Annotated in this window: 10 protein-coding genes, 2 tRNA genes and 1 pseudogene; 9 read left to right on the top strand and 4 right to left on the bottom strand. The window is 59.0% G+C overall.

Annotated elements, in window-relative coordinates:
- Positions 1 to 137 precede the first annotated feature (137 nt).
- From KUL93_RS10720 to KUL93_RS10690, 7 genes are read left to right on the top strand one after another with little or no spacing between them, the layout of a single operon-like run.
- Entirely contained in the window at positions 138 to 353 is a 216-nt protein-coding gene (locus KUL93_RS10720) for a hypothetical protein (protein WP_217127037.1), read from the top strand.
- Positions 328 to 1,536 (top strand): polysaccharide biosynthesis/export family protein, encoded by a 1,209-nt coding sequence (locus tag KUL93_RS10715; RefSeq protein ID WP_217127036.1) that lies wholly within the window; start codon positions 328 to 330, stop codon positions 1,534 to 1,536. Before KUL93_RS10720 ends, KUL93_RS10715 begins: the two co-directional genes overlap by 26 nt.
- 48 nt (positions 1,537 to 1,584) lie before the next feature.
- On the top strand, positions 1,585 to 2,733 hold the full coding sequence (locus KUL93_RS10710; protein WP_249419436.1) for a glycosyltransferase family 4 protein: 1,149 nt from the start codon (positions 1,585 to 1,587) through the stop codon (positions 2,731 to 2,733).
- 2 nt (positions 2,734 to 2,735) lie between these two features.
- Positions 2,736 to 3,776 (top strand): capsular polysaccharide export protein, LipB/KpsS family, encoded by a 1,041-nt coding sequence (locus tag KUL93_RS10705; RefSeq protein ID WP_249419435.1) that lies wholly within the window; start codon positions 2,736 to 2,738, stop codon positions 3,774 to 3,776.
- Positions 3,777 to 3,786: 10 nt separating this feature from the next.
- Complete coding sequence (locus tag KUL93_RS10700) at positions 3,787 to 5,007, top strand: capsule polysaccharide biogenesis protein (protein ID WP_217127033.1); 1,221 nt, start codon at positions 3,787 to 3,789, stop codon at positions 5,005 to 5,007.
- On the top strand, positions 5,004 to 5,765 hold the full coding sequence (locus KUL93_RS10695; RefSeq protein ID WP_217127032.1) for an SDR family NAD(P)-dependent oxidoreductase: 762 nt from the start codon (positions 5,004 to 5,006) through the stop codon (positions 5,763 to 5,765). Before KUL93_RS10700 ends, KUL93_RS10695 begins: the two co-directional genes overlap by 4 nt.
- A 10-nt stretch (positions 5,766 to 5,775) precedes the next feature.
- Positions 5,776 to 7,281: an LTA synthase family protein gene (locus KUL93_RS10690; protein WP_217127031.1), complete on the top strand. Its 1,506-nt coding sequence runs from the start codon at positions 5,776 to 5,778 to the stop codon at positions 7,279 to 7,281.
- A gap of 89 nt (positions 7,282 to 7,370) precedes the next feature.
- On the opposite strand, the gene KUL93_RS10685 is transcribed toward KUL93_RS10690, so the two are convergent.
- Positions 7,371 to 8,819 (bottom strand): putative nucleotidyltransferase substrate binding domain-containing protein, encoded by a 1,449-nt coding sequence (locus tag KUL93_RS10685; RefSeq protein ID WP_217127030.1) that lies wholly within the window; start codon positions 8,817 to 8,819, stop codon positions 7,371 to 7,373.
- Positions 8,820 to 8,925: 106 nt separating this feature from the next.
- Between KUL93_RS10685 and tadA the strand changes: the two genes are divergently transcribed.
- Positions 8,926 to 9,405: a tRNA adenosine(34) deaminase TadA gene (tadA, locus tag KUL93_RS10680; RefSeq protein WP_217127029.1), complete on the top strand. Its 480-nt coding sequence runs from the start codon at positions 8,926 to 8,928 to the stop codon at positions 9,403 to 9,405.
- Entirely contained in the window at positions 9,402 to 9,956 is a 555-nt protein-coding gene (locus tag KUL93_RS10675; RefSeq protein WP_217127028.1) for a L,D-transpeptidase, read from the top strand. The genes tadA and KUL93_RS10675 overlap by 4 nt, the downstream gene beginning before the upstream one ends.
- A gap of 71 nt (positions 9,957 to 10,027) precedes the next feature.
- Here KUL93_RS10675 and KUL93_RS10670 read toward each other — a convergent pair.
- The 3 genes and pseudogenes from KUL93_RS10670 to KUL93_RS11835 form a co-directional block, all read right to left on the bottom strand.
- A tRNA-Ala gene (locus KUL93_RS10670) sits at positions 10,028 to 10,103 on the bottom strand.
- A gap of 13 nt (positions 10,104 to 10,116) precedes the next feature.
- Positions 10,117 to 10,191 (bottom strand) — tRNA-Val (locus KUL93_RS10665).
- Between the two features lie 45 nt (positions 10,192 to 10,236).
- Positions 10,237 to 10,778, bottom strand: a pseudogene (locus tag KUL93_RS11835) (integrase core domain-containing protein); the annotation flags it as partial.

Here is a 10,778-nt window from a genome sequence, read left to right as displayed (position 1 = left end):
ATGCTTTCCGGCCTTGGAACAAGCGCTCAAGGAGTCGGTACGCTTCGAAGAGTTTAGCACGACTTCGGGGAATATAATGATATGGGACCTGACAAGTAGTCAGCTTAATTCCCTTGGTGCTTGGAGTATTGGATGTGATGACTGGAGCTGCTTACAGCATTGCCGCGCTGGTTTTCATTCTTGCGGCTTCTTCGGCATTGCTTCCGGCGAAATACGACAACGCTTTGGATTTCGTCACCAAGATTATCAACGATGATATGTTCGATCGTAATGCAAATCGCGCAACGCATCAAGACGAGAATGAGATGAAAAAGCATACGGAAAAAGATGATGAACCGATCAAGAACAGGTGATTTTATCCACCTCTACCGGCTTCTCTTTCGATCACCAACCTTGGCGGTTACAGCTGCGCTGATCGTGAGTGGCTGCTCCACTTTCCCCGCCTGGCTGCCGTCGTCCGGCCCCAGCGCAGCGCAAGTGGTCAGGGAGGATAAGATAGATTCGCCGATCCCCGTAGTCGAAGTCAACGACGCGGTTGCACGCCGTTTATTGGCTGCGCAGCGTGCCGAGTCCTTTGCCGATACCTTGGCAAGAAAGGCGCCGCCAAGCTATGTTGTGGGTCCTGGGGATGCGCTCGAAGTTTCGGTTTGGGAAGCCCCCCCAGCCGCGCTCTTTGGTGCAGCAGTGGTCGATCCGCGCGCTGGATTGACGTCCACGCGCCAAACGACCTTACCCGAGCAGATCGTCAATAGCGACGGGGTGATCAATGTGCCCTTTGCCGGGGCGGTACCGGTGGCGGGTAAGACACCCCAGCAGATCGAGATGGAAATCGTCCGCCGTCTTGCGGGTAAGGCGAATCAGCCCCAGGTGCTGGTGCGGGTAACGCGCAATGCAACGCAAAACGTGACGGTGGTGGGCGAGGTAGCCCAAGCCATACGCATGCCGCTCACGGCCAAAGGGGAGCGCTTGCTCGATGCCATTGCTGCGGCGGGGGGCGTGCGGCAGCCGGTCGGCAAGATGACCATCCAGCTTGCCCGCGGCGGCAAGGTGGTAACGATGCCACTCGAGCGGGTAATTGCCGATCCCAACCAGAATGTTTACCTGCAGCCGGGTGATGTGGTGACGGCTCTCTACCAACCGTTGAGCTTTACCGCGCTGGGTGCTACGGGCAAGAACGAGGAAATCAACTTCGAAGCGACCGGGCTCACATTGGCGCAGGCGCTGGGCCGCATGTCCGGTCTGCGTGATGCGCAGGCGGATGCGCAGGGGGTGTTCATCTTCCGCTTCGAAGAGCCAGAGGTATTGAAAGGCGAGGGAAAACAACCCTTGCCACAAACGCCGGAAGGGAAGGTGCCGGTGGTGTATCGGGTGGATTTGAAGGATCCGCGCGCCTTCCTGGTGGCGCAAAACTTTCCGATGAGGAATAAGGATGTGGTGTATGTAGCCAATGCGCCGGCGGCCGAACTGCAGAAGTTCCTCAATATTCTAACTTCGTCGTTGTTCTCGGTGAATAGCTTGGTGAATCTTGGCCGGTAAGCTGCCTGTTGGTGCAATCCGGCTCAAAGTGAGCTATGGTTGGACGGCATGATGTTGTTGGACATCACCCGCTTGCTCGACCGGGCGCTGCGTGGCTTGCGCCCGACAGGCGTGGATCGGGTCGGTTTGGCTTACGTCCGGCATTTTGGATCGAGGGCGGCGGCGCTGGTACGATTCGGCGGACGTTGGCTGGTGATGGATGAACGTGATTCGGACCAGCTGTATTCAGGTTTGCTTTCTCCCGATGAGACCTTTTCGGCGCGCGTGCGTTGGCTGGTCGGCCGATCCTACTGTTTTTCCTGGCGAAGCCCGACAAAGGGCGCAGTATTATTGAATGTTACGCATAGCGGCCTTGATGATGGGGATTACGCAGCGCAGGTGCGCCGCTATGGTTTGAGGCCGGTCTACTTTCTGCATGACCTGATTCCGATCGAGTTCCCGGAGTATGCCCGCCCCGGAGAGCCAGAGCGTCACCGCCGCCGGGTCGACACGATGGTGAATACGGGGGCTGGCCTGATTGTGAATTCCGCCTGCACAAGGCAGGCGTTTGAGGCGTATGCCGGGTCACTTGGCATGAAAGTGCCGCCCAGGGTGGTTGCCCTCCTCGGCACGCCAGAATTTCCGGCGCGTCACCACACATCCCCGCTCGAAGCGCCCTATTTCGTCGCTTTGGGCACCATCGAACCGCGCAAAAATCATCTGTTGCTCCTCCATGTGTGGCGTGACTTGGTTCATAGACTGGGCGCGCAAGTACCTCGCCTGGTGATAATTGGGCGGCGGGGCTGGGAGTGCGAGCAGGTGGTCGATTTGCTCGAGCGCTGTGAAGTGTTGAGGGGCGTGGTGATCGAGATTCCAGAATGTGACGACTCAATGTTGTCGGCTTGGCTCGCTCACGCCCAAGCGCTGCTGTTCCCCTCGTTTGCCGAAGGTTACGGCATTCCGCTTGTTGAGGCCCTTTCGTTGGGCACACCCGTGATCGCGAGCGATTTGCCGGTGTTTCGGGAACTTGCGGGAGATATTCCGGAATACTTGGATCCCTTGGATGGATCTGGATGGCGTCAAGCGATCATCGATTATGCTTCGCTATCGAATGAACGGCGGGCCGCGCAACTGGCCCGTCTCAATGGCTGGCGCAGCCCAACCTGGAAGGCGCATTTCCAGAAGGTAGAGGCATTCCTAAAGGAGTTAGGTGCTTGACGATGTCACCCCCCAATGTCTCTAAAGAGATTGTCTATGCTGTGGGTTTTTCAGCGTGGAAGCGAAAGGCGCTTGCACTGTGTTTGGCAGAATATCGGGTGCGTTTTGTTTCCAATGTGGGCAAGGTGCCAGATGGAGGATTGCTTGCTGTCTGGGGCGCGCGCGATGTGCCTTTTGCCAAACAGCGTGAATTTCGCTTGTTGCGAGTCGAGGATGGTTTTCTGCGTTCAGTTGGCTTGGGCGCGGACTTGATTCGCCCTGTTTCGTGGGTAGTAGATACACGTGGAATCTATTTCGATGCCACCCAGCCTTCAGATCTTGAGGTTCTGTTACAAACAGGTTCGTTCGATGCAGCGCTGCTCGCCCGCGCGCGGGCGCTGCGTGCGCGAATTGTCGCGCTGGGGTTGACCAAATATAACGTTGGCACAGCGATATGGCGCAGACCGCGCCATGCCGCGCGAGTGATTCTGGTTCCTGGACAAGTGGAGAGCGATGCTTCGATTGCCTTGGGTGCGCCTGGAATCAAGACCAACCTGGGACTTTTGCAGGCAGTGCGCAAGGCGAATCCCGATGCACACATCGTTTACAAGCCGCATCCTGATGTCGTAGCCGGGCTAAGGCGGAAAGGCGCAGGAGAGGAGGATGCGCAGCGCTGGTGCAACGAGATCGTGGTCGATGCGCCCATGGGGCAATTGCTGAACGAAGTAGACGAGGTTCATTGCATGACCTCATTGGCGGGGTTCGAGGCCCTGCTACGCGGCAAGGCGGTCACCTGCTACGGTCAACCATTTTATGCAGGTTGGGGCCTGACGACGGACATCGTGCCGATGGCGCGACGCAGACGGCGTCTGTCCTTGGATGAGCTGGTGGCAGGCGCCTTGATTCGTTATCCGCGCTATATGAGCCGCAAGAAGGATGCGCTGATTGCTCCGGAAGAGGCGCTGGAAGAACTGATCGAATGGCGTGCAGCCTCGACGGGCACTGCCACTTGGTTAAGAAAGGCTTTTCGCGTCGTTTTGCGTCGGGTGGTTGGGGTAAGATAGGACTATCCCGATGCGTCGTGTTTTCCTATTTCTGCAGGGACCGGCAACGCCATTTTTCGTCCGCCTTGCCGACCGGCTGCGGGCGGAGGGTCATCGCGTGCATCGCATTCATTTCTGCGCCGGGGATGTGGCGTATTGGGTGGGGCGGCCGGCCTGGTGGTACCGCGGTAGGCCGGAAGAGCTGCGGGGTTTTCTCGATGAGAAATATCGCCGACATGGCATCACCGACCAGATTCTCTTTGGTGACCGCCGACCGGTGCATCGGCCGGCCGTGGAGCATGGCGAGGCTTGTGGCGTGCGCACGCATGTGTTCGAGGAGGGGTACTTCCGCCCCTACTGGGTCACGCTGGAGCGCGAAGGGGTGAACGGTCATTCGCTACTGCCGCGCGATCCCGCCTGGTTCTGGAAAGTTGGCGCAAAGCTGAGCGAACCCGAGGGTGTCGTCCCCTTCGCTTCGCCCTTCTGGAAGCGAGCCGCGCATGACGTGGCTTATCATCTGAGCAATGCACTCAACCCGGTGCTGTTTCCCCGCTATCAGACGCACGCCATCTACGCGCCACTGGAGTATGCAGGCTATGTGAAGCGCTTTGCCTGGTTGCGGCTCTATGGGCGGCGGGAAGAGGAAAAGGTGCGCTCATTCATTTCCACCGGCCGGCCCTATTTCGTGCTGCCGCTGCAGCTCAATTCGGATGCGCAGATTCGAGATCATTCCCGGTTTTCCCACATGGGTGAGGTGATCGAATACGTGGCGGAATCCTTTGCCCGTCATGCGCCAGCGGACTGCCACCTGGCGATCAAGAACCACCCGCTGGACATGGGGCTGATGCCCTATCGCCGCATCGTCAGCGAAGTCGCCCAACGCTTCGCTCTTTCAGGGCGTCTGCATTTTTTCGAGACAGGCGATTTGGTGGCGCTCTTAAAGCATGCGCGTGGGGTCGTAACGGTCAACAGCACGGCAGGTATCGTGGCTCTGGAACAAGGCGTGCCTACTTTGACGTTGAGCGACCCGATCTACAACCTGCCGGGGCTGACCAGTCGGCTGCCCTTGGATGACTTTTGGCAGACGCCGGAGCCGCCAGATGTCGAAAAGTTCCGCCGTTTCCGGCGGGTGGTGCTCCATGCCACGCAAATCAATGGTGGTTTCTATTGTGGCCAGGGGATTGCGCTGGCGGTAGAGAACGCTTGTCGCGAGCTGACCGCAGAACGATCGGCGCTGGAACGGTTGTTGTGAAGCAGCGCATTTTGATTACCGGAGCAACTGGCGCCATTGGCGCGGCATTGGCGCGGGAATACGCCGCACCGGGTGTGACATTGTTTCTGCACGGCCGTAATGCCCAGCGCTTGGAGGAAGTTGCGGCAGATTGTCAGGCAAAAGGTTCGCTGGTGGTCACAACCCAGCTCGATGTGCGGGACTTTACGGCGCTGCGGGCGTGGTTGGAGGCATTGGGGCCGCTCGATCTGGTGATCGTCAATGCCGGGATAAATACCAACATCGGCCCCAACGGGGAGCCAGAGCCGTGGGACGAGGTAGAGGCGCTGCTCGACGTGAACCTGAAGGCCGCGATGGTGATCGTCCAGGCTGTGCTGCCGGCGATGCGGGCGCGCGGCCATGGGCAGATTGCGCTCATTAGTTCGCTGGCGGGCTATTTCGGCCTGCCGGTAACGCCCACTTACTGTGCGACCAAGGCGGGCCTCAAGGCTTATGGTGAGGCATTGCGCGGCTGGCTGGCACCTGAGGGCATACGGGTTAATGTGGTGATGCCCGGCTACGTGAAGTCACCCATGTGCGACGACATGCCCGGGCCAAAGCCGTTTCTGTGGTCGCCGGAGCGCGCGGCCAAAAGAATCCGGCGAGGGCTGGAGCGCAATCAGGCGCGCATCAGCTTCCCGTTTCCGCTGAACTGGGGCACGTGGTGGCTGGCGGTGCTGCCTGCCGACCTTTCGCTCTGGATCCTGCGTTGGCTCGGGCTTTCTCGTCATGCTAATTGACGCGGCTTTTGTGGCAGTACTTGCCGCAGCACTCGCCGGGTTGGCGTTGTCGGTCTTGATCGAGCGTCAGATGACGCCGCGCCCGCCGGTGGTGCGCCCATCGGCGGCTTGGGCGTTGCACGTGGGGCTGTGGCTGTTGGCCCATGCGGTGTTGACCCTGGTGCTAGGACGGCCCTGGTTCGCCGCCGCCGCCGTGTCGGCCTTTTTGCTGGTGCTGGTGCTGGTAAACAACGCCAAGTTCAAGGCGTTGCGTGAGCCCTTCGTGTTCCAGGACTTCGAGTATTTCACGGATGCGATCCGGCACCCGCGCCTTTATCTCCCTTTTCTTGGATGGGACCGTTTTCTTGGGGCAACGCTCGGTGTCGCCGGGGCGGTAGCGATTGGCTTGTATCTTGAGCCGGTTCCCGTGAATCGGTTGAGTCCTACGAGCCAGCTTGGGGCCTCCCTGATGCTCCTTGCGTTCGGGAGTGCGGCATTATGGCTGGGTCATCGCTACCAATTACGGATTACCTTTTCACCGGAAAAGGATGTGTCCGCTTTGGGGTTCCTGCCGACATTATGGCGCTACGGCCAGGAAGCGCGTCAGATCCCCTCAGCGGCTTCACCGTTCCAGTCACTGCCCGCAGTGATCCCGCCCGACCCGTTGCCGCACTTCGTGGTGGTGCAAAGTGAATCGTTTTTTGATCCACGTCCGCTCTTTGCAGGCATCCGGCCGGAGTTGCTGGCTGAGTTCGACCGGCTTAAAGCGGATGCGGTAGCCTACGGAAAGTTGTCCGTGCCGGCTTTTGGGGCCAACACAGTCCGTACCGAGTTTGCTTTTCTGACAGGGATCCCCGAAGAGTGCCTGGGCGCTCACCGCTTCAATCCCTATCGCGCCATCGCTGCCGGCTGGCAGCCTGGCTCAGTCGCTTCTTGGTTGAAGCGCCTCGGTTATCGGACGGTCTGCATCCACCCTTATCCGGCGAGTTTCTACCAGCGCGACCGGGTTTATCCGTGCCTGGGCTTCGATCACTTCATCGACATCCGGGCCTTCGATCCTGGCGAGCGTTCGGGGCCTTACATCGGCGATCTACTCGTGGCGGAAAAGGTCACGGCGATGCTGCGCGAGGCGCGCGAACCGCTGTTCCTTTTCGTCATCACCATGGAAAACCATGGGCCGTTGCATCTGGAACAGGTGGCGCAGGGAGATATCGAGAGGCTCTACGCCTCGCCTCCGCCCAATGGCTGCGATGATCTGACCATCTATCTTCGCCATCTGCGTAACGCAGACCGGATGATTGCCTGCTTGCGTCAGGCGCTGGAACAACTGGACCACTCTGCCTGCCTGTGCTGGTTCGGCGACCATGTGCCCATCATGCCCACGGTTTATGAGCAGTTGGGTATCCCAGGCGGGGAAACGGACTACGTCGTTTGGAGTAACCGCTATCGCTATCCTCCGGTCGTTCGGACGCTTCCTATCCATGCTTTGGCGATCGAGTGTCTGCGTCATGCGGGATGGCGGGACTTTGCAAAGTAATCCTTATTCCTTTTATAGTTCCACCACGGCTCTTTGCTAGCGCAAGCGTGGAATGCTATCGACCGGGTTCTGCCGCAAGCTGAAAAAGCTCAGTTGCGCAACAAGTCCAATTTGAAGTGCATGCGGATGAACGCTTGAAAGCGCTCGACCGTACGCAGCGCGGCGATGAGTTCGGCCCGCTCCAACCGCGTCAGCGCTTTGATATCGATCACATTGCTGGGGGTTTCGCCCGCGTCGATCGCGTCGAGCTGCGCACGCAGCCGCAGCTCGAGAAGGAACGCGAGTGCCGAGTAGAGTTCCCTGCCTTCGTGTTCGGGAAATACTCCTTTTTCCGTGAGTTTTTCGATTCGACCAAAGGTATTGCCCGTTAACGCTTGATGACGCAGGGCAAGTGTCCGAATGCCATCGGTGATCGCGAAAATCCCCGCTTTTTTGAGGTCGACCCCCGCCTTGATCGCACCGGAGGGTTTGGTCTTGATCCGCCCCAACCAGCCGAGTGGTACCGCGAAGCGCACCGTGTTCTGAGCCATCCGCGCAAAGAAGAGGTTGTCGCGCGCCGCTTCCGTGTAAAACGTCTGCACGAGTTGCTGTGTGAGCGTATCGTTGCCTGCAAGCGTCCGAATATCGGCGAACATCGCCGCGTTGAGCACGTGCTCGGGTGTGGGCCGCTCAACCCACGCTGCGATCTGCTCTTGCCACGCTTGCGCGCTGCGCCGCCAGAAGGGGTTCCGGGTCATGATGTTTCCCGGGCACGGGGGAAAACCGATCGCAAGTAACCCTTCGGAGATGCGTTCTCCGAGCGTTTGGGCCAACGCCACTTCCGTTTCGTCGAGATCGTTGGCCAAAACGAGGGCATTGTCCTGGTCGGTTGCAAGCGTCTGTTCCCCCCGTCCTTGACTCCCCAGGACGACGAACGCGAAGCGGTCTAACCCCAACCCTACCGATTCCGCGGTGATTTCCACCACCCGACGCGCCAACGCGTCGTTGAGATAGGCAATGAGCGCCACGGTCTCCTGAATGGGCGTATGGGTTCGAACCAGGATCGCAACCAACTCTTGCAGCGTCTGTTGGAGTTCCTTGAGCGTCTCCAAAGCGGTGGCTTTCTCGATTTCGAGCGCCATCAAATGGGGGGAATGGCGTTGGGTTTTGAGCACATCGCTCTGCGACAGGATTCCGATGGGGTTGTCTGCCTCATCACAAACCACCAGGCGGTGAATGCCGCGGCGCGCCATCTCCAAGAGAGCGGCGTGAAGCGGCGCATGACGGGGTAAACTCACCAGCGGCGCCCCCATGATCGACTCAGCGGTAACCGATTCCGGCGCAAGCCCACGCGCAACCACTTTGTTGCGTAGGTCGCGGTCGGTGACGATACCCACGGCTTTTCCCGCCTTTTCGACGATCAGACTCGAGACCCCTTGGGCTTCCATCTGCTGTGCGACAGCCATTGCGGTATCGTCTGCCGCACACGTTTTGAGCCCTAGCGTGCACCAGCGCGCCAATGGATCGAACAAAATGTTGTGTTGTTGTGAGGGGGACATAGGTCGAATTCCTTGGGATCGCAGCACTTTGCTATTATAGAGTCAAGGTTGTTGCGGAGCAGCAAATTTGACCCATTCGGCAAATCGCAATCGCCGGGATGCCCTGGTGACCCAGGCATTATGGGATCAGGTGTGGATGCGCTGGGCGATCGCTATGGCGAAACTGTCGGAGCGTTGCGGTGAAGTGCCGGTGGGTGCGGTGGTGGTAGCAGAAGGTGCGTTAGTGGCGTTGGGATGCAATCAGCCCATCGGCACAGACGATCCGACCGCTCATGCCGAGATCGTCGCACTGCGCGCCGCGGCGCGACAGCGGGGCAACTACCGGTTGCCTGGGACGATTCTCTATGTGACGGTCGAACCCTGTGCGATGTGCGCCGGTGCCATTTTTCAAGCCCGGGTCGCAGCCGTGGTTTTCGGCGCACCGGAACCCAAAACCGGGGTGGCGGGCTCACAACTCGACCTTTTTGCCCACCGTGCGCTCAATCCGCATACCGAGGTTCGCGGCGGAGTGCTGCGGGATGCGTGTATCGCGCAATTGCGCCATTTTTTTCAGCTTCGACGCACACAACGGAAAAAACGATCATGAGCGCAGCAAAAGTGGTGATCTGCGTCGCAACCCAACGCCTCTTTCTCTACGATTGGGACGGAGTATGCCAACGCATCTATCCCGTTTCCACAGCACGTGCCGGGGTAGGGCAACGGCTTGGCAGTGGCCAGACACCACTCGGGCGACACCGGATCCGGGCAGTGATTGGTACCGGAATGCCGTTAGGGACGGTCTTCAAAGGGCGGCGTCCGTCCAGTGCTCGCTACTTCCTTCCGCACTGGGAGCGTGACGGGCACAAGAAAGATAGTGACGCCGGGCTCGCGCCTTCAGACGCACACGACTGGATTTTGACGCGGATTCTTTGGTTGTGTGGCGAAGAGGTGGGTTGGAATCGGTTGGGTGAGGTCGATACGCAGCGGCGTTATATATACTTACATGGTACTGCGGAAGAAGAAAAACTGGGGAAACCGTGTTCGCACGGGTGTGTGCGCATGCGCAATCTCGATATCGTCGAACTCACGGCGGTGATGCAACCCGGAACCAAGGTGTGGATCGTCAGCAAGTGGTGCGCACAAGCTGCGGCGCTTTAGGAAGCCAGCGAAGAAACGCTTTTCTGAGAAGAGCGAGTGTGAAAAAAAGGTGGTTAGCATGAGAGCAGGTCTGGTGGACCGGATGGGAGTCGAACCCACGACCTTCGCATTGCGAACGCGACGCTCTACCAACTGAGCTACCGGCCCGTACGTGCTTCACTGGTGGGTGGTAGTGGGATCGAACCACTGACCCCTGCCGTGTGAAGGCAGTGCTCTACCGCTGAGCTAACCACCCGCAACGTGCGAGAGACGCGAATGATACGGTGTTTCGCGCTGTCTGTCAAGAGCTTGTATTCGTCCAATACCTTTGGCACTCTTTATGGTTTTCCAAGAGCCACTGCACCGGCGCCTTGAGGCCAAGGCTGTGGTGCGGCAACACGGTATTGTAGTCAATGAGCCACTGGCCCAACTTCTGGTTGAATAACTCAAGGTCGGTAAAGAGCAACTCTTCGTGCCAATCGACGAACTGCTCTTGGATCGTGCGGTTGAAGCGTTCGCAGTGGGCATTCATGCGCGGTGATTTCGGGTAAGTCCAGTAGTGCGTCAGCCCCATCGATTCGAGCATCGCGTCAAACGCCCCTTGAAATTCCGACCCATTGTCCGATAGCGCTGCAAGCTGAAGCGGTTGCCCATTCCCTTCTTGGCCAGAAGCCAGCGCTTGGAACGCTTCGGCAACCGCTCGGCTGCTCTTTTTGGGAAGCGCCAGCGCAAACGCGATAGCCTCTCACCGGATCGACCAGGGTCAGGATGTAGCGCCGCACGCCGTCACGCACCCGTTCGATCGTGTCCAACGCCCATAGGGTCATCGGGGGCACTTTCAGC

It is taken from the genome of Hydrogenophilus thiooxidans, from assembly GCF_019049855.1.
GTDB lineage: Bacteria > Pseudomonadota > Gammaproteobacteria > Burkholderiales > Rhodocyclaceae > Hydrogenophilus > Hydrogenophilus thiooxidans.
This window is presented reverse-complemented; position numbering and strand designations above follow the sequence as displayed.

What these genes read in the sequence shown, in the direction of transcription:
- KUL93_RS10720 (WP_217127037.1), top strand. Translation starts at nt 138, where the DNA reads ATGACTGGAGCTGCTTACAGCATTGCCGCGCTGGTTTTCATTCTTGCG.
- KUL93_RS10715 (WP_217127036.1), top strand. Translation starts at nt 328, where the DNA reads ATGATGAACCGATCAAGAACAGGTGATTTTATCCACCTCTACCGGCTT.
- KUL93_RS10710 (WP_249419436.1), top strand. Translation starts at nt 1,585, where the DNA reads ATGATGTTGTTGGACATCACCCGCTTGCTCGACCGGGCGCTGCGTGGC.
- KUL93_RS10705 (WP_249419435.1), top strand. Translation starts at nt 2,736, where the DNA reads ATGTCACCCCCCAATGTCTCTAAAGAGATTGTCTATGCTGTGGGTTTT.
- KUL93_RS10700 (WP_217127033.1), top strand. Translation starts at nt 3,787, where the DNA reads ATGCGTCGTGTTTTCCTATTTCTGCAGGGACCGGCAACGCCATTTTTC.
- KUL93_RS10685 (WP_217127030.1), bottom strand. Translation starts at nt 8,819, where the DNA reads ATGTCCCCCTCACAACAACACAACATTTTGTTCGATCCATTGGCGCGC.
- KUL93_RS10675 (WP_217127028.1), top strand. Translation starts at nt 9,402, where the DNA reads ATGAGCGCAGCAAAAGTGGTGATCTGCGTCGCAACCCAACGCCTCTTT.